An 18,837-nucleotide genomic window follows, 5' to 3' on the forward strand; every position below is an offset into this window, starting at 1 on the left:
CAGAAGTCTCGCTTATGCGAGATTTCTTGCTTTTTTAGGGAAGTGGTGTTACAATGGTAATACCAAAGGAATACTAGAAGAGGTGAGAAAATGGCAGCTATTACTTTAAAGGTTTCTGAGCAGGACAAACTCTTTATGCAGGCTATGGCAAAGTTTGAAGGTGTCAGTTTGTCAGAACTCATTCGGACTAAAACCCTTGAAGCACTTGAAGATGAGTACGATGCCCGTGTGGCAGACATTGCTTGGGCAGAATACCAAGAAGACTTGGCGAATGGAATTGAGCCGATAACATTAGAACAAATGGCTGAGGAGTTGGGCATTGAGTTATAAGGTTATTTTGTCTGCTAAGGCCCAAAAGCAAATTCGAAAGTTGGATAAAACTGCTGCAAGTTTGATTTTGCGGTATCTTTATAAGCATATTGACGGGTGTGACAACCCCAGACAATACGGAAAAGCTTTGACTGCCAATCGTTCTGGCCAATGGCGGTACCGTATTGGCAATTATCGGGTCATCGTCAGTATTGAAATCGACAAATTGATTTTGACAAGTCTAAAAATGAGAAATGGAAGTATATAGAAAGCCAAGACCTGTTTCCTGGCTTTTGCAGAATGAAGATGATGAAAAAAGAGAAGATTTATATTGTTGAAGATGATGAGATGATTGTCCAACTCTTGAAGCAGCATTTGGGAAAATCTTATCAGGTAGAAAGTGTGCAGAATTTCCGTGCTGTCAGTCAGGAAGTTGCGGAAATCAAACCAGACTTGGTGCTGATGGATATTAGCCTACCCTATTACAATGGTTTTTACTGGACAACGGAGATCCGTAAAACCATGACCATGCCCATTATCTTTATCTCCTCTAGCGATGATGAGATGAATGCGGTCATGGCTATGAACATGGGTGGCGATGATTTTGTATCCAAACCGTTTTCACTGGGAATTTTGGATGCCAAAATCGGTGCCTTCTTGCGTAGGGTCAATCAATTCAGCAAATCAACTGACTTGTCTATCGACCAGTTTCAACTTAGTTTGGACGGGCGTTTTTCAAGCGAATCGGAACAGGTTCAGCTTTCACCGACTGAAACCAAGATTTTGTCCACCTTACTAGAAAGACAAGGACAGATTGTCAGCAAGGAAGAACTCTTGGAAAAACTCTGGGAGAATGAAGAATTTATTGACCAGAATACGCTCAATGTGAACATGACCAGACTGCGTAAGAAGGTGAGTGAAGTCGGCTTTGAACGAATTCATACTGTTCGTGGCGTGGGGTACCTGGTCAAATGATAGCAAAATTTATCCGAGAATACCGTAGTTTTTATTTCGCCTATCTGGTCTTGGCTGGTAGTTTTATCTTGCTTTTCTTTCTCTACCAACTGCCCACCGAATTCCTGCAAAACGCTCTGCTATTGTCCCTAACCCTCTTGATCCTACTGACTGCAGGGCTTTTCTGGAAGTTTCGCAACCGCATGAGAGCCTTGGAAGATTATGTCCATGAAGAAGCTCTGCCCCTGCTGAATAAGCCTGTGGACCTTGCCTATCTCAACTTGATTGAAGCGGAGAAGGAGGCGACGCGGGAGCAGCTCTTGGATTATAAGTCACGGGAAGAGGACTTGCAAGCCATGGTCAAAATGTGGTCCCATCAGATGAAAGTGCCTTTGGCTGCCCTGTCTTTGATGAGTCAGACTGACAACCTCAACCAGCAGGATGTCAATCACCAGCTCTTACGTTTGGACAATTATATGGCAAATCTCCTCAATTACCTCAAACTGACCAACCATGCCAGCGATTTTCGATTTGAGCAGGTAGAAGTGAGAGAAGTAGTTGTGGACTTGGTCAAAAAATACCGCAATCAGTTCTTGCAAAAAGAAATCAGTGTCCATATTGACGGTAACTGGTCGCTGAAAACCGATAAGAAATGGCTCGCCTTTGCTCTATCACAGATTATCGACAACGCCCTCAAGTACAATAAGACTGGTGGTAAGGTCACTATTGAACTGAATGAGGGAATTTCCATTTCCGATACGGGAATTGGGATTCTGGCTGAAGATATTCCTCGCCTGTTTGACGAGGGATTTACAGGTTTTAATGGACGAGAACACCAAAAAGCGACAGGATTTGGCTTGTATCTGACCAAGCGGGTCTTGAATCAGTTGGAACTAGCTATTTCCGTGGAAAGTCAACTGGAAGTTGGTACCAGCGTAACCATCACAAAAGTACAGTAGGAAGCTGTACTTTTTCTTTTGAAAGCGTTTTGATTTTGTGATATACTGAACCTACTAGATAAATCAGGAGGCTACTATGTCACACCATCATGTTTTGCAAAACGGATCGGATATTCGTGGAATTGCTATCGCTACAGATGAATATGCTGTCAATCTCACTCCACAGGCCATCAAGGAAGTGGTTCGCGGACTAATTCATTGGCTGACCCAGAAGCCTGAACTTGCTCAAGCCTATCAAGAAGGACAGCTCAAGATTGGTATTGGTCGAGACAGCCGCCTCAGCGGTCCAGATTTGGTTTCAGCCTTTACAGAAGAAGCCGTTCGTCTGGGGGTTCAGCTGATTGACTTTGGCATGGCCACCACGCCAGCCCTCTTCATGAGCACCCAGTACCCGCAGTTCAAGTGCCACGCCGGTGTCATGATCACTGCCAGCCACCTGCCTTATTACTTTAACGGCATTAAGATTTTTTCGGAAAATGGCGGAGCAGAACATGAAGATATCGATTTCATCCTCTCACATAGCGAAGACTTGCCAGTCTCCAGGCTTGGAAGTGTGACTACTGCAGACCTGATGACGCCTTATTCCCAAGACCTCGTAGGCAAAATTCGTTCAGCCTGTGACGGACAAGAAAAACCACTTGCCAATCTCAACATTATCGTTGATGCTGGAAATGGTGCGGGAGGATTCTTTGCTGAGAAAGTGTTGGCAGAGCTAGGAGCAGATACCACAGGCTCACAATTCCTAGACCCAGACGGCACCTTCCCAAACCATGTTCCAAACCCAGATAACAAGGAAGCTACGGAAAGCATTCGCCAGGCTGTCTTGAAGCAAGGTGCAGATCTTGGTATTATCTTTGATACCGACGTTGACCGTGCAGCACTAGTGACCAAGTCCGGTCAAATCCTCAACCGTAACAACCTGATTGCCGTTCTCAGCCAGATTGTCCTAGCTGAACATCCAGGAACCAGCATTGTGACCAATTCCCCAACGACTGAACACCTTAAGGTCTTTATAGAAAGCCTGGGAGGCAAACAAATTCGCTATATTTCAGGCTACCGTAATGTCATAAACCGTGCTATTTTAGCCAATCAAGAGGGGGTTGATTGCCAGTTGGCTATCGAAACCTCTGGACACGCTGCCTTTAAGGAAAATTACTTCCTTGATGATGGAACGTATGTGGCGGCTAAGATTCTCATGCTCTTACCAAAACTGCAAGCAGAAATCAAGTCCTTGGACGACTTGATTGCCCAGCTTAAACAACCGCTGGAAACCCAAGAAGTACGGTTCAAACTAGAAGCGGCAGATTATCGAGCACTTGGTGAACAGGTGATTGCTGACCTCCGCCAAACCAGCATCGAAGGCTTTGCTTTTAACCCAGAAAATGAAGAAGGAGTGCGGTTTGACCTGACTCAGCCTTATGGTGACGGCTGGCTCTTGCTCCGTATGAGCCTCCACGAGCCCCTCTTGGTCTTGCAGGTGGAGAATGACCAGACTGGCTATATTCCTGCCGTTTTACGAACTCTCTCAGTCTTTTTGGACCAGTACCCAGCTGTCAATCAGGAAAAATTGAAAGCATTGATTTAGATTTAAGGGAAAAAGGAGTAGGCTTTGTACTTACTCCTTAACTTGTTTACATAATTTATTCTACGTAACATTACAACTGATCCAGAGCATTTTTCTGCTCATCATTGACGATATGGGTGTAGAGGTCAGTGACCTGGGTATTGGCGTGGCCCAGCTGATGACTGACCAGAACTTGCGACTTGGTGGCGTCGTAGAGCCGTGTTGCCAGCGTGTGACGGAGTTTGTGTGGGGTCACACGTATCTTGAAGTCCGCAGAGTACTTGGCCACCATTTTTTCAATAGAAGAAGCGTCGATACGATTGGGCAGACCACGGTATTCGGACAGGAAGAAGGCCGTATCCGTTTTTTCAGCCTTGTAGCGTTGCTGACGGATGCTCATATAGGCTTCCAGATAGGGCTTAGCAAACCCAGCCACATTGACCGAGTCCCGCTTACCACCCTTACGGGTCACTTCGATCATCATCATCTTGAGATTGACATCTCGAAGATCCAGATTGACCGCCTCTGACAGACGGACGCCAGAAGCCAATAGAAGCGCTAGAATCGCCAAATCCCGCTCCTTATTTTTCTGGAAGGAAGAGAGGGCACGTTTGGATAACTTTACCTGGTATTCTTTATCGACATAGTCCAAGAACTCCATGGTTTCATCGCCCAAAAAGAGCTTTTGCTTGATGTTCTCAGCCCGCGCTGCCAAGGTTTCCTTCTTTTTCTTGGTGGACACCTTCTTCATGACATTGCGGTAGAAGTAGGGCTCGCCCTGCTCATTTTCCACTTCTTCGGTTAAATACTTGAAGAGACTAGAAAGTGCCGAGAGGGTACGATTAATGGTGGTCTGCGACACACCATTCTGCGTGGTATTGGCGTTCAGCAAGGGACGCTCCCGCAGATAAAGAATAAAAGCCTCCATATCTTTCTTGGTCAGATGTTCCAGAACATCCAGCGGAATGTCAGCAATTCGTTCGACAGCGACTAAATCTGAATCCTGTAACCACTCAAAGAATCGACGGTATTCCTTTAGATATTCGTACAAGGTGGTAAAACTGTAGGGCACAGACAACTTGGACTGATAATATTCTAAGACATACCAAGGCATGATTTCCTTCAGCTGATCAATTTTTTCCAATAGTAACTCACGACGCATGATGTTCTCCTGATTTTTAGCTATATGAGTAGTATAGCATAATCTTATATAAGTTTCAAGAAAATTACAGTTTTTCGGAAAGATGTGTGTAGGGATATTTTTAATATAACCAAAGATAGAGAGATAACTGGAAATTTTTTTCACACCCAAAATCCCAAAAATCTACATTATTCCTCGGTAAACTCACTGAGCATTAGAATCTCCTTCGCAATCTCTTCTGGCTTCAAACAGTCTGTGTTTAACCTTTGCCCCGGAATATGACTTTCAAAAGCTTTTAAACAAACATCAAGATGTCTCTTGGCCCAGATGTTGTCTTCATTGACTCGATTATCTAAACGTTCCAAAATGGTTGTTTTGTCAGCTAGCAAAATATAATGTTCCAAAGGAATCTTATCCTGTATCAATTGCTGAATAATCTCCTGATAATAGTCTTTCTTATAGATTGTCATGGGAATAATAATAATCTTATCAGTTTTAGTCGCTAAATCAAATACTATTTTATAAGTACTCTGTCGCCAAACGGAATAATCTTGAAAATCTTCAGGACATACAGTCTGAGGTAATTGATGTTGTAAGAAATCACCTAGTAACTCGGGATCATAGAGATAAGAGTTTTCTATTCGTTTGTGTAATATATTTGCTAAAGTAGTCTTTCCGACACCGAATGGGCCATTTAACCAAATAATCATATAGTATTCCTTTCAATTTTTCAAAAAAGTTTACACAAAATAATTTATGCAAACTTTTTTCTTTTATAAAATCAATAAAACGTACAATACTAGGACGCTAATGATACTAAATAGCGAACCAATTAAATAGTATTCAGCAAAGGCTTGGCTTTTGGATATTTTATCATAGCGTGCGATGGACTTTGCTGTAAATACCAGTCCGATAGCTGTGTATTGCCCCAGAAGCAGAAAAATTCCCATTATGAGGCGCTCCAATTGACCAATTAAGGCTCCTGCACCTGTCACGGTCTGCTCTTCTTCTCCTTCCGCTACCTGATATTTGCTAAAGTAGAGTTTGAAAAGAATATTGACGGGCTTGCTGATTAGGAGTATAAAAAGGATTTGCAGGAGGAGATAATTTGGTTCAATCCAGAGTGAGTGTGAAGCGACATTAACACCGATAGTGTGATAAAGAATGATGATAGAGATGATATGTAGCAATTGATCAGCTAGGAATGCTCCAGCTTCCCAGGAGTCCTTTATCCAATGGTGTTTGTTGAGAAAATATTTGACATAGTCAATCGCAAGATGGCTCAGCCAAACTTGAAAAAATAAATCTCCGTTTTGAACGGGGGTAAGTAAGGCTAGAATGGGTAATAAGCAAGGCGGTTAAAACTGGATGTTGAATAAGATAGCTAGAAATAACTGAAAATGACATGCTTTATCCTTCTTTCTGACTGAGCTGGAGAATCAAATTCATTGCAGTTTGACGATTACGCAGATAGAGTTTGATTCCGCTGGATTTCAAACGTTTGGTAAAGGCGCTTTGACTCAGTTTCATTTTCTCAGCAATTGGCTTTTGTGTGAATTCTTCTTGATAGATTTTTTTGGAGATTAAGGTCTCAAACAAATCCGTTTGCGAACGATTCCAGGCAGCTTTGATGAAATCGCTAGAAGTTAGCAAGGGGTTAATCACACGATCGATTTGCTTGTATTCAGATGAAAATGCAATTTTGCTGGTGCCATAGTCATGGTTGTCATGAATGAAGTCAATAGCCTTGCGTGCTTCCCAATAAGCTGGTCCATCTACTACAGTACCTTGTTTGGGATCGATAGGTGTTAGAATTTCCCCTAAACCAATTCCAAAACGGATTTCAATCTGGTCACGAAAAGCCAACTGAATTTGGTCAATCATCAAAAATATATAAGGGTTAGGCTTGCATAAGACCTGAAATTCATCTCCCCTAATGATTGTAAATGGAGATGCTAACTCATCCGAAAAAGAACGGTTGATTTTATTTAAGTGCAGTTTCAGTTGTTCTTGCCTATTGTTAAGGTTGGTAACGTATTGAGAATTGATAATTTTTCCAATTATTGCGATATAATTCATTGTTTTTCCTTTATTTGTGACTATATGTGCATTATAACGGACATTATTTGATTTGTCTATTAAAAAGGATACTTTTAATTATTTCTATTATAAAGGAAAGATTTGATGTTCGAAAATCACTTTATCTACTCTGCTACTCCTATTCTGATTGCTGTAGCTTAGCGATTTTAACTGAAAAGTAAAAAGAAGAGATTATTTTCTCTTCTTTTTAGCTTTCTTGATTTTATTGGCTTGGCGTTTCATGGCTTGTTTCATAGCAAACTCGCCGATTCTACCTTTCAAACCGCCTCCAAACATTTGGGACATGTCTGGCATACCAGTGCCTCCCATTAGTTGGCTCATATCCGGCATGCCTGCACCGCTCATCATATCTTCAAGAGCAGACATATCCATACCGTTCATGTTTGGCATGTTTTTAGGGAGATTATTTGGGTTGATTCCCATTTGTTTCATCATTTTGTTCATGTCGCCTGACATGACACCCTGCATCATGGTTTTCGCTTGGTTGAAATCCTTGATAAATTTATTGACTTCGACAAAGCTATTTCCAGAACCATTAGCAATACGACGGCGACGGCTAGGTGTCAACAAATCAGGATTTTCTCGTTCGGCTGGTGTCATAGAAGATACAATAGCTCGTTTTCGTGCAATTTCACGCTCGTCAACTTTCAAGTTGGCAAGGGCTGGGTTACCAGCCATACCTGGAATCATCTTCAGCAGGTCTTCCATTGGTCCCATATTCTGAACTTGGTCCAATTGATCGATGAAATCGTTGAAATCAAAGGTATTCTCACGCATTTTTTCAGCGAGTTCCAATGATTTCTTCTCATCATATTCTTTACTGGCTTTTTCAATCAAGGTCAGCATGTCACCCATGCCCAGAATACGTGAGGACATACGGTCTGGGTGGAAGGTCTCGATGTCGGTGATTTTTTCACCAGTACCGGTGAATTTGATTGGCTGACCAGTAATGTGACGGACAGACAAGGCTGCACCACCACGTGTATCGCCGTCAATCTTGGTTAAAATCACACCAGTAATTGCCAGTTGATCATTGAACTCACGCGCAACGTTGGCAGCTTCCTGACCAATCATGGCATCGACGACCAAGAGGATTTCGTTTGGCTGAGCAAACTCTTTGATTTCTCTCAATTCGGCCATAAGGGCTTGGTCAATCTGCAAACGACCGGCCGTATCAATCAAGACATAGTCATTGTGATTGGCTTTAGCTTGCTCCAAACCTTGACGAACGATTTCAAGTGCTGGAACCTGGTTTCCCAATTCAAAAACAGGTACATCAATTTGTTGACCAAGGGTCTTCAACTGGTCAATGGCAGCTGGACGATAAATATCGGCAGCAATCAAGAGTGGACGGGCATTTTCTTCCTGCTTGAGTTTGTTAGCCAACTTACCTGTGAAGGTCGTTTTACCAGCACCCTGTAGACCCGCCATCATAATGATAGTTGGAATTTTTGGTGATTTGATAATTTCTGAAGTTTCAGAACCCAATACAGCCGTCAATTCTTCATCAACAATTTTAATGATTTGTTGAGCAGGGTTCAGGGTTTCAATGACTTCATGACCGATAGCACGTTCACGTACTTTCTTGATGAAATCTTTTACAACTGGCAAGGCAACGTCGGCTTCTAATAAGGCCAGACGAATTTCCTTGGTTGCTTCCTGAATATCACTCTCTGAAATTTTTCCCTTACGACGCAGATTTTTAAAAACATTCTGCAAACGTTCTGTTAAGCTTTCAAAAGCCATATACTTCTCCTCTTACTCTCTATTATCAATACTGGTTAGAATAGCGATTTTTTCCTTCAAATAAGCATCTTCTGTATACTTGCTCAGTATTTCATCGAAAATCTGACTACGCACTACATAATCTGAATACATATGTAGCTTCATCTCGTAGTCTTCCAGTAATTTTTCTGTTCGTTTAATATTATCATAGACCGCCTGACGGCTGACTTGAAATTCTTCAGCAATCTCAGCCAAACTGTAATCATCGGCATAATAGAGCTCGATGTAGTTCATTTGCTTGTCTGTAAGCAAGGCTGCATAGAATTCAAATAAGGCGTTCATTCGGTTGGTTTTTTCAATTTCCATAAGGTTTATTATATCAAAAATTCTAGCTTTTATAAATAAAAACATCTGTCACTGATAATCGAAAACAGATGTTGTTTACATAATTTGTTTTATGTAAATGTAGTTAATTATTCTCTAAGTAAAATTCAAACCGTTCGCCAACGTATTGACTATTTACATACTCAAAGGCCTGGCCGTCTTCCAGATAGGAAACTTGTTTCAAGGCTAAAATTGCTTGATTCTTGGAAATTTGTAGATAATTGGCTACTTTTTCGCTAGCCAGCCGGGCAAAAATCGTTTGTTTACTTGTTCCGATACGGTAGCCATTGTCAATCAGAGTCTTGAAGAAATGATTGGTCACATGTTCTTTAGGAACATTTTTAATTAAGCGTTCTGGAATGCTAGCGACCTCATAGACAACAGGGACATTATCAGCAAATCGAACCCGTTCCATCCGGATGATGTATTCTCCCTTCGCTAAAGCAAGGTGCTCAACTTCCTTATCGTTGGGTTTAGTTCGGATATAAGACAGTAATTGGCTGCTCGGCTCTTTCCCTTGGATCTGTACCAATTCTGTAAAGGAGGTTGTCCCACGCATTTTTTCTTGGACACGAGTGCTTGCGACATAAGTGCCAGAACCAACTTTTCGCTGAAGGACTCCCTCTTCGACCAGGAGTGTAATTCCTTGGCGCAAGGTCATCCGAGAAACGCCGAATTCCTCTGCCAAATCACGCTCGCTAGGTAATCGTTGCCCGACTTTCCAGACTCCTTTATCAATCTGTTCTTTTAATTTATCATGAATAGTAATGTATGCTGCTTTCATCTATCTAGCCTTTCTTGCTTCTAGTTTACCAAAATATCGTGATTTTGACTAATCTAGACCGATTTTTATCTGTAAAAAATTCCTAGACAAACAATCTGCACCCTTTCACTATAACAAACTCAGTAAAATCTAGAAAAAGACGAACGCTCTAATTTATAAATTCTCCTATAGTTTGCAAAACATATATTTAGCAAATATAGTTTGGAAAATGTTCGTTTTTATGATAAAATAAGTAACAGTATTTGAATTATTTTCAAAACGAAAGGGAAAAACATGACAAAACAAGATGTCCAAAAAATTATTGTATTGGATTATGGAAGTCAATACAATCAGCTCATCTCACGTCGCATTCGTGAATTTGGTGTCTTTTCAGAATTGAAAAATCACAAGATTACTGCGGAAGAAGTTCGTGCTATCAATCCGATTGGTATCGTTCTTTCAGGCGGTCCAAACTCTGTTTACGCTGAAAATGCCTTCGATATTGATCCTGAAATCTTTGAATTAGGTATTCCAATCTTGGGGATTTGCTACGGCATGCAGTTAATCACTCATAAGTTGGGTGGTAAGGTTGTTCCTGCTGGTGAGGCTGGTAATCGTGAGTACGGTCAATCAACACTTCAACTGAAGGCTGAATCAGCTCTGTTTGCTGGCACACCAGAAGAACAGCTTGTACTCATGAGCCACGGGGATGCTGTAACTGAGATTCCTGCTGACTTCCACTTGGTTGGTCTTTCTGCTGACTGTCCTTTTGCTGCTATTGAAAACACAGAACGTCGTATCTACGGTATCCAGTTCCACCCAGAAGTTCGTCATTCGGTTTATGGAAATGATATTTTGAAAAACTTCGCATTTGGTATCTGTGGTGCTAAGGGCGACTGGACAATGGAAAACTTTATTGAAACAGAAATCGAAAAAATCCGTCAAACAGTCGGTGACAAGAAAGTCTTGCTTGGTTTGTCAGGTGGTGTCGATTCTTCTGTTGTTGGTGTCCTTCTTCAACGTGCTATCGGTGACCAGTTGACTTGTATCTTCGTTGACCACGGTCTTCTTCGTAAGAATGAAGGCGATCAGGTTATGGAGATGTTGGGTGGCAAGTTTGGTCTCAATATTATTCGCGTTGATGCTGCTAAGCGTTTCTTGGATTTACTTGCTGGCGTATCTGACCCTGAGAAGAAACGTAAAATCATCGGTAATGAATTTGTTTACGTATTCGACGATGAGGCGAGCAAGTTAACGGATGTGGAATTCTTGGCTCAAGGAACACTTTATACCGATATTATCGAGTCAGGAACGGATACTGCTGAGACAATCAAATCTCACCACAACGTTGGTGGTTTGCCAGAAGATATGCAGTTCAAGTTGATTGAACCGCTCAATACTCTCTTTAAGGACGAAGTTCGCGCCCTCGGTACTACTCTTGGTATGCCGGATGAAGTTGTATGGCGCCAACCATTCCCAGGACCAGGCCTTGCCATTCGTGTCATGGGTGAAATCACTGAGGAAAAACTTAAAACCGTCCGCGAATCTGACGCTATCTTGCGGGAGGAAATCGCCAAAGCGGGCCTTGACCGCGATGTGTGGCAATATTTCACGGTTAATACTGGCGTTCGCTCTGTAGGTGTCATGGGAGATGGTCGTACCTACGACTACACCATCGCCATCCGTGCTATCACTTCTGTTGATGGAATGACAGCTGACTTTGCCAAACTACCATGGGATGTTCTTCAAAAAATCTCTGTCCGCATCGTAAACGAAGTAGACCACGTCAACCGCATCGTCTATGATATAACAAGTAAACCACCAGCAACGGTTGAGTGGGAATAATATATAAGAGTAACTTTAGCTAAGAATCCTTGATTTAACAGCATTCTAACTCCTGTACAAAGCATTTAAATGAGATAAATTGGTTTGAACTGTCTCCAAATTGTCTCCAAATGAAGCTCAAGGTTGGGCTTCATTTTTTATCTGTTACTCGTAGCAAAAAGAGATAGTGATGCTTATTATTCACTATCTCTTAATTTTAAATTCAATTGTTTTATCTAATCTTAAGAAGTTCAAAATTCTGTTTCACCACATTACTTAGAATAATGAATCAATAGATGACCTAATCTTTGCTGTTTCAAGTAATTGGATTGTTTGCATAACAGATTGGTAGCGTACATTATTTTGAATTGAACGAAGACTATCTTTCATCATAGCTTGGTTATATTCCACATTGTCTCGATGCTTCTCTTCCGATAATAAATTGGCAGCTTCTTTAAAATTATCTGCTCTAAAGTTTTCCAAATAGCTATAAAGTAGATAAAGGTCATTCATATTGAAATAGGTAGACGGAATAATACTTTTATATTCAAGAAATTGTTTATCTTTTAGTAGCTCTCTTCCTTTTTGACGATATGCATTTGACTCGTCGTTTGTTTCCGCTTTTACAAATTCTCTTTTTGCAAAATACTTAAAAACAAAATTTATCATAGCTAAGATAGGTGAAAACAGTGCCCAAAATACTACATAGATTAATAAAAATTGAAAGATTGTGTGCATCCCAAGTGAATATTTTCCTTGGAGAGCACCTAATACAATACAAAATAAAATAAAAATTGCAAGAGCTTTGTTATACCAAGAACGAAGCTTTATATAATTTCCTGTAATTTTATTAGCTGCTCTATCTTGTACCCTTAAAATAGCATCGTCTAAATCTTTTACGGCTTTCAGAACTTGAAAACTATACCCCAACATTTCCATGAGTTCTTCTTTAGAATAGGTATTCATAAATTTATCTCCTCACACTCACAATATTGTAAATCAGTTCCATTTTACCCATGTCTACGTCTTCTTGCTCCTGCAAGACCTAGACCAGCTAAGACAACTCCAATGCCCATCAAAACGATGTTATCCTCTGAGCCTGTGTTTGGCAATGTATGAGCACGTTCAACACGTGAATAAGTTACTTTTTCTCCAGTAGCAGTTTGTTGAACAGTAATTCCTGCCTGTGGCTTATAAACTGTCGGAGTGACAACTGTCTTTTCATTATCAATATTGTCGATAACATTCAAATCTTGACCTTTATCACCATCTTTCGGCACTTCCACATCTGTTGGTTGTGGCTCTTCTGATGGTTTGTTGAACAAATCATTGAAGTCTACTGATGGCAATACTGGTGCTGTTGGCGCATCTTTTGGTGTGGCTGTCACGTCATCTTCAGTAATCACTGTGTTGAATTCTTCTTGTAATGCAAACAAGGTTGCAAGACGGTCTGCTTCAGCTTGTGATGCTTCAGCTTTCGCTACTAATTCAGCGAGCAATGCACTTGACTCACCCTTAGCCACTTCAGCGTCGCTTAAGCGCACTTTAGCCGCTTCCAAGTCAGCAAGCAATTGGTCTTGATTTACAAGCAAGGATTTTAATTCAGCGACTTTAGCCTTAGCTGTTGCCAATTCACCTTGTGCGTCTGCAAGGTCACCCTTAGCTGTTTCCAAGTTTGCAAGAGCTTCTTCTTGTGATGCGAGAGCTTGGCGCAATGTAGCGTTTGCTGTTTTAGCCGTTGCACTTGCATTGCATTGTCAAATGCCATTTGTGCTTCTGCAATTGCAGCTGTACGTTTCGCATTTGCAAGGGTAATATCCGCCTTAGCTTGCTCCAATGTAGCAAGAGCTGATACTGCTTGATTCAATGCGTCAGATGCAAGTGACTGTTGCGCAAGCAAGGCTGATTTCTCAGCTTCAAGGGCAACGACTGCGTCTTTAAGCGCTTGACTATTGTCTACCACTGTAGTAGTCACATAGTTAAATGTACGTTTTGGCAAGAATTTCAAACGCTCACCATTGTAAGTTTGTGTCAACTTACCATCGACTGTTGATTGTTGGAAAAGAATAGTTCGGGCATCATTATCAGATAATAGCGCAAAGTATTGACTAGTGCCATCAGTTGCCATACCTACTGCGAGATTACCCGTAGCATCACTTAACAGATGATTACGGTGACCGAATGTCACGCGCATATTACTATATTCACTAAACCATCCGAGTACCAAGTTATATGCTAATTCAGAGTGTGATAGAGCTTTTGATGTGTTATTAGTAGTGCTCACGAAACTGTAATTATCTTTTGCAATTGATTCGCCCAATTTATTAATATCATATCCATTGGCAGTGTCGGTTAATGTGCTATTGTGTGAAAAATCGGTTGCCAATTCTTGCGCTCGTGTGTTTGCAAAGTCTACAAAACTATCGGTTACTTTCAATGCAATATCATCTTGAGTCATACCATATCGTGGTGTCAATGTAATACCGTTAATAAGACGCAACTCGTTAATGATATTCACCACTTCTTCTGATACTGCTTTTGCATCGAATGTGTAAGTGAATGAACCTGTTTCAGCCAATTCTTTAGCTTGTTCAGCTGTCAATACAACTGTTTTCGTGTCTTCACCATCAAAGATGACTGTTTCAAATTGACGTGCGTAATCAGCAGGATTCGCATCAGGGAATGTTTCACGGATAATGTCTTCCATATCGCGGTCAGCACCAGATGCTTCAACATAATTACTTGATGCTACTGTTTTGGTAACTGTAGTTGGTTTGTAGTTATCCACAGCTTCTTGTGCTGTTGCAATTTTACCGTCAGTTGCTGTGATTTCTACTGCTGTTTTAGCCACTTCAGCTTCTTTTTCTGAAATAGTGCTCTTTGTTTCGGCAATTTGAGCGTCTACACTTTCAGCAGTTACTACTGGTTGTGCTTTTGCTTCTTCCAAAGTAGCTGATGCTTTAGCTTCAACGGCGTTTGCTGCGTCAGCAGATGCTTGCACACTTGCCACTTCAGCATTCGCGGAGTCTACTACTTCTTGAGCTGTATCGACAGCTGTTTGAGCTTGTGCAACGGCTTCTGTTTGAGTAGCTACTTCAGCTTCAGCTGCTGGAAGAGCTTCTTGTGCAGTAGATGCTTGTGCAACTGCTTCAGTCAATTTTTCTACTGCTTGAGTTTCCGTAGCAAGTGTTTGGCTAGCTGCTGTATCAACCGCTGTTTGTGCTTCAACAGCTTGTGCGTCTGCTGTTGCTACTTCTTGTGCTTGTTCCACTTGTTCAGCAGAAATAGTAGTTGGTGTTGCTGTTACAACTGTTTCAGTAGATTCAGCTACTGGAGTGACTACTTCATCAGCTTTCACCTGAAGATTTGTAGCAGATGCTCCAAGGGCGACGGTTAAAGCAAGTGAATTTACAACTTTTCTTTGTGTTCTCATATGATTCCCCTTTTTTTAATGTAAACAAAAAATATTTGTTTAAGACTATTATAGCATATAAAATTAGTCTGTAGACTAATTTATTTATTATTTTTAGTATAAAAACTAGTTATATTTGATTTCATTTCCTCGTATCATTTATATAGTAGTGAGGAAGTGAAAACAAATGACATTAAAACAATATATCGGTACACGTGTTCGACAATTACGAAAAGAGAAAAATCTGAGTCAACAACTGTTAAGTGAAAAAGCAGAGGTCGGAATAGACTATATTTCCAATCTCGAGACAAAAGGTTCGAATATAAAAGTTGATACACTTGAAAAAATCATTTCTGCTCTTGAAATTGAAGTGTCTGATTTTTTCCAGGTAGTAGATTCAACCACAAATTACAATGTTTTGAACGAGTTAAACAAACTTCCGATAAAGAAACGTGAAGAACTGGAGGTGATCATTCTGTTAATGATAAAAACTCTGCAATAAGAATAAATGTACAAAAAAGGCTTTAGCTAGTATTTATACACTAACTAAGGCCTTTTGTTTTCTAGCTCAAAACTCTAACTAGTACCGTTTTGGAGGGGATAGAAAATGCGATGTAATGATGTCATCCAGTTGTTCAGCAATACTTGCAAACTGCAGGTTTAAGTCCAAATTTTTGACACTAATCTGGTTTCCATGCATTTGGTAGACCTGATTAGGTTGAATATCTATATCGGTTTTAGCGTATAGAAGCATTCCCGCTACTGTATCGTTTGTATCTGACAGGCGATAAGCCTGATTTTTCACATAGGTAAAAATCTGGTATAGATTATTTGAATGGAGTGTGCGCTTATCAAAGCGAATCTGTGTGTTACTAGAATAATATTTAGCATCAATAATCAATATAGTATCTTTATATTTGAGGTAAATATCACTCTGCATAATGGGGAGCATTTCTCCAAAACCATCATCTAGTGCCCAAGGTATCTGAGAGGCGGTAACCTGTATTTGGGGATAATGCTTTTTATAATATCCAAGAATGAACTTCTCATATAGCAAGGATTCCCTCCGCTCATCAAGAAAATTCATCAATTTCTTATTCCCCTCCCTCTCTGTATGAATTAATCCATTCACTACCAAATAGCAGATTGACATTAGTAATTGATACGATTGATTGTTTCGATTATATTGTAAATTCCAATTGATTGAGTGTAGATTAATTTTTGAGACTTCTCCAAAGAAAACTAAGAGTTTTCTCAATTTCTTTTTCCTGTCCCTGCTTATATCAGCTTTTAGCAGTATCTCAATGCTTGCTTTGATAATGCGATTCATTGTACTGTCAAGAGAAAAATCATCGTATTGGCAAACAAGTTGTTTTCTACGCCAATTCGGAGGTGTTAAAGATTCAGCGATATGTATTTTACCTTTAAGTGCCGAGAGTGACTCGGTTTGAGAACGATACTCTCGACCAAGTCCTCTTTTCACCTGTATCGAGAGGCTAATGATCATTATTTCCGCCAGTAGATCTGCAGCATTTTTAAATTCTTCAGTAGCGATCCGTTTATATTCCTGCTTATGAAGGATTTTGAATGCATAGGATAGCATATAGTAGATATTTTGGACAGGTATCACTGGATGGTACTCCTTAACTTACTACTCCAATCATGAATTTTTGTCGGTTCATCAAACCAATATTCTTTCAAGAGGGGAATCAGTTCATATTCAACAATGGCTTCTAGCAAACCTTGGTCCAGTACTTCTGCCGATAAACCGCAGAAGTAACTATGCCCAATACAGAAGCTATCTCCTAGTACTTCCTCTGTTGAAATGGCCTGATTTAGCTTTTCTACACAGGAAATGAGTCTATCGAATTTTTCGTTTTTCAGATTTGTTTGATAATATTTGAATCCCGCAGTTGAAAAACCTGGCTTAATGTCAAAGAAGGCAAAGCGACGTCTCAGTGCATAATCAAGTAGGGCTAAACTCCTATCTGCGGTATTCATCATGCCGATGATATATAGATTTTCTGGAATTGAGAATTGCTCATCCGAGTAGAGGAGTTGTAAAGACTTGCCTCGTTTGTCATTTTCTATCAGCATAAACAGTTCACCAAAAATTTTGCTCAAATTTCCCCTGTTTATTTCATCAATAATAAAGAAATAATCATGACCCTTGTCAGATTCTGCTTTTTTGCAGAAAGTATAGAATGCCCCTCTTCTCAGCTCAAAGCCACTTGTCGAAGGTCTAAAGCCCATGATGAAGTCCTCGTAGGAATAGCTTTGGTGAAACTGAATTGTCATGACCCTTTCTAAATCTGGTTTACCTATTAATGAAAATGCTAGGCGTTCTGCAACAAACGTCTTTCCAACTCCTGGTGCTCCTTGTAAGATGATATTCTTTTTCATTTGGAGTATGGAGGTTAATTTATCATACTCTTCTTCTGTCATATAGACTTCTGATAGGAAGTGATTTTTCGTATAGCTATCTTCTACTACCTCTTCTCCACCTATCTCGTTTCCAGTATCAGCTTCATCAGTCAGTGGAGAAATTGCTCTTGCACTTCTTTCCTTCTCTTCTTGATTGATTTGTTTAGAGTATTTCCAAGCCATGGCTGATAATTCTTTAAAATCTTTCAGTTTGCTCTCTGCACTGTTTAAATAATGATGCATAGAGTCCGATATATAAAAATAATCATCGGCAGAAATTTTTGACTTCATCTTTGGTAGTTTTTTGATAACATCAGTAGGAATCTCCCCAGATTCGTACACATACCACTTATTTCTGCTATCTAAGTTCAAGAAAAAGTCAGGAGCAATCCAATACAAGGCCATCGTAATCTTGCTGTTGCCATTTCCTTTCTTGTTTATAGCCAAATCAAAATAGTGTGAAAATTTTTCTTTCTTCTCAGCCGTAGGCTCCTTGCTATAGGTCAAAGCAGCAATGAAAAGTTCCCATAAGTCATCAATATCTTTCTCATCACGATCTCCGATGAAGTAATAGAAAGTCGCATTCTGATTATTCAGTACTGGTATGCTTTCAAAAGAGGATGGGATTTCCGCTTGGAGGTGGAATAATTCTGCTATAGCTGTCAGAATTTTGATGCGATTCTCTTCTGTTATTTTCTTATTGAAGAGTCCAAATATCGTAAAAGGATCAATATCTCTCAGTTGATTGTCCTTTTCTAACGCGGGCATATGTATTTTTGTTTTGGTATAGATAGCTTTTACTTTCTCAACCAGCTCTGCTCTATTATCTTTATAGTCTACTAATTTCCAAGCAAATTCCTTATAAAAGTTTACCCAATTGAATTGGTTTTGTTCATCCATAGTATCCTCCAACGGTGTTGTATCTACACCTATTAAATTATGAGTTCGAATTTACCTATATTTTATCATTAAACATTCCTGTCGTAAACTTAGAATTTATATACTTGTGTAACCGTTTAATGCGGTACCTCAAAATAGTTGCTTTTGATATTTTTATATGATAATATGTGAATGAAAACGTTTTAGAAAGGTGTGATGGCTGTGCTGAAATACTCGAAAGTGCTGTTACTTGTCTTGCTTATTGCTACTGGTCTATCTTGTATCGGAATCTACTGGCTTGGAAAAGAGCAAAATAGATTATTATAGTCATTTAGTTTTAAAATAGTATTCCAAACAATATTCTACCGAATCAAATCTCCTTAATAGTTCCGCCACTCT

The 18,837-nt window shown here is 40.1% G+C and carries 18 protein-coding genes and 1 pseudogene; 7 read left to right on the forward strand and 12 right to left on the reverse strand.

Going from position 1 to position 18,837, the window contains the following annotated elements; all coding sequences use genetic code 11:
* Positions 1-90: 90 nt before the first annotated feature.
* The 5 genes from relB to P7J36_RS07575 all read left to right on the forward strand — a co-directional run bounded on the left by relB (position 91) and on the right by P7J36_RS07575 (position 3,807).
* Entirely contained in the window at positions 91-330 is a 240-nt protein-coding gene (gene relB / locus P7J36_RS07555; protein ID WP_015646833.1) for a type II toxin-antitoxin system RelB family antitoxin, read from the forward strand.
* The gene (locus P7J36_RS07560) at positions 320-577 is read left to right on the forward strand and encodes a type II toxin-antitoxin system RelE family toxin (RefSeq protein ID WP_105182497.1); all 258 of its coding nucleotides are present in this window, start codon (positions 320-322) and stop codon (positions 575-577) included. The genes relB and P7J36_RS07560 overlap by 11 nt, the downstream gene beginning before the upstream one ends.
* Before the next feature lie 38 nt (positions 578-615).
* Positions 616-1,284 carry a response regulator transcription factor gene (locus P7J36_RS07565; protein ID WP_024411325.1) on the forward strand — a complete coding sequence of 223 codons (669 nt, stop codon included), beginning with the start codon at positions 616-618 and terminating at the stop codon, positions 1,282-1,284.
* Positions 1,281-2,222 (forward strand): sensor histidine kinase, encoded by a 942-nt coding sequence (locus P7J36_RS07570; protein WP_105096430.1) that lies wholly within the window; start codon positions 1,281-1,283, stop codon positions 2,220-2,222. Before P7J36_RS07565 ends, P7J36_RS07570 begins: the two co-directional genes overlap by 4 nt.
* Before the next feature lie 76 nt (positions 2,223-2,298).
* Positions 2,299-3,807, forward strand: a complete 1,509-nt coding sequence (locus P7J36_RS07575) for a phosphohexomutase domain-containing protein (protein ID WP_105147223.1) — start codon at positions 2,299-2,301, stop codon at positions 3,805-3,807.
* A gap of 70 nt (positions 3,808-3,877) precedes the next feature.
* Here P7J36_RS07575 and xerS read toward each other — a convergent pair whose 3' ends face one another.
* The 7 genes and pseudogenes from xerS to P7J36_RS07610 form a co-directional block, all read right to left on the reverse strand.
* Complete coding sequence (xerS, locus tag P7J36_RS07580) at positions 3,878-4,948, reverse strand: tyrosine recombinase XerS (RefSeq protein ID WP_408551768.1); 1,071 nt, start codon at positions 4,946-4,948, stop codon at positions 3,878-3,880.
* Between the two features lie 167 nt (positions 4,949-5,115).
* Positions 5,116-5,637, reverse strand: a complete 522-nt coding sequence (locus tag P7J36_RS07585) for an AAA family ATPase (protein WP_408551769.1) — start codon at positions 5,635-5,637, stop codon at positions 5,116-5,118.
* A gap of 63 nt (positions 5,638-5,700) precedes the next feature.
* Positions 5,701-6,334, reverse strand: a pseudogene (locus tag P7J36_RS07590) (DUF3307 domain-containing protein).
* 3 nt (positions 6,335-6,337) lie between these two features.
* On the reverse strand, positions 6,338-7,006 hold the full coding sequence (locus P7J36_RS07595) for a SatD family protein (protein WP_408551770.1): 669 nt from the start codon (positions 7,004-7,006) through the stop codon (positions 6,338-6,340).
* A 192-nt stretch (positions 7,007-7,198) separates the two neighbouring features.
* Positions 7,199-8,773 carry a signal recognition particle protein gene (gene ffh / locus P7J36_RS07600; protein WP_408551771.1) on the reverse strand — a complete coding sequence of 525 codons (1,575 nt, stop codon included), beginning with the start codon at positions 8,771-8,773 and terminating at the stop codon, positions 7,199-7,201.
* Positions 8,774-8,785: 12 nt separating this feature from the next.
* Positions 8,786-9,118: a putative DNA-binding protein gene (locus tag P7J36_RS07605; protein ID WP_408551772.1), complete on the reverse strand. Its 333-nt coding sequence runs from the start codon at positions 9,116-9,118 to the stop codon at positions 8,786-8,788.
* Positions 9,119-9,221: 103 nt separating this feature from the next.
* Positions 9,222-9,920 carry a GntR family transcriptional regulator gene (locus tag P7J36_RS07610; RefSeq protein WP_408551773.1) on the reverse strand — a complete coding sequence of 233 codons (699 nt, stop codon included), beginning with the start codon at positions 9,918-9,920 and terminating at the stop codon, positions 9,222-9,224.
* A 273-nt stretch (positions 9,921-10,193) separates the two neighbouring features.
* On the opposite strand from P7J36_RS07610, the gene guaA reads away from it, so the two are divergent.
* On the forward strand, positions 10,194-11,744 hold the full coding sequence (gene guaA / locus P7J36_RS07615; protein WP_408551774.1) for a glutamine-hydrolyzing GMP synthase: 1,551 nt from the start codon (positions 10,194-10,196) through the stop codon (positions 11,742-11,744).
* A gap of 255 nt (positions 11,745-11,999) precedes the next feature.
* Here the strand turns inward: guaA and P7J36_RS07620 are convergent, their stop codons facing one another.
* From P7J36_RS07620 to P7J36_RS07630, 3 genes are read right to left on the reverse strand one after another with little or no spacing between them, the layout of a single operon-like run.
* Positions 12,000-12,689, reverse strand: coding sequence for a hypothetical protein (locus P7J36_RS07620; protein ID WP_398587963.1), 690 nt, complete (start codon positions 12,687-12,689; stop codon positions 12,000-12,002).
* 44 nt (positions 12,690-12,733) lie between these two features.
* Positions 12,734-13,396 (reverse strand): LPXTG cell wall anchor domain-containing protein, encoded by a 663-nt coding sequence (locus P7J36_RS07625; RefSeq protein ID WP_408551775.1) that lies wholly within the window; start codon positions 13,394-13,396, stop codon positions 12,734-12,736.
* Positions 13,321-15,156 (reverse strand): hypothetical protein, encoded by a 1,836-nt coding sequence (locus P7J36_RS07630; RefSeq protein WP_408551776.1) that lies wholly within the window; start codon positions 15,154-15,156, stop codon positions 13,321-13,323. The genes P7J36_RS07625 and P7J36_RS07630 overlap by 76 nt, the downstream gene beginning before the upstream one ends.
* A gap of 166 nt (positions 15,157-15,322) precedes the next feature.
* Between P7J36_RS07630 and P7J36_RS07635 the strand changes: the two genes are divergently transcribed.
* Positions 15,323-15,637, forward strand: coding sequence for a helix-turn-helix domain-containing protein (locus P7J36_RS07635; protein ID WP_408551777.1), 315 nt, complete (start codon positions 15,323-15,325; stop codon positions 15,635-15,637).
* A 78-nt stretch (positions 15,638-15,715) separates the two neighbouring features.
* On the opposite strand, the gene mcrC is transcribed toward P7J36_RS07635, so the two are convergent.
* Complete coding sequence (gene mcrC / locus P7J36_RS07640; protein ID WP_398579796.1) at positions 15,716-16,765, reverse strand: 5-methylcytosine-specific restriction endonuclease system specificity protein McrC; 1,050 nt, start codon at positions 16,763-16,765, stop codon at positions 15,716-15,718.
* Positions 16,762-18,459 (reverse strand): AAA family ATPase, encoded by a 1,698-nt coding sequence (locus tag P7J36_RS07645; protein ID WP_408551778.1) that lies wholly within the window; start codon positions 18,457-18,459, stop codon positions 16,762-16,764. Before P7J36_RS07645 ends, mcrC begins: the two co-directional genes overlap by 4 nt.
* Positions 18,460-18,837: the final 378 nt, after the last annotated feature.

The sequence above is a fragment of the Streptococcus suis genome (assembly GCF_046032115.1).
Lineage (GTDB): Bacteria > Bacillota > Bacilli > Lactobacillales > Streptococcaceae > Streptococcus > Streptococcus suis_AJ.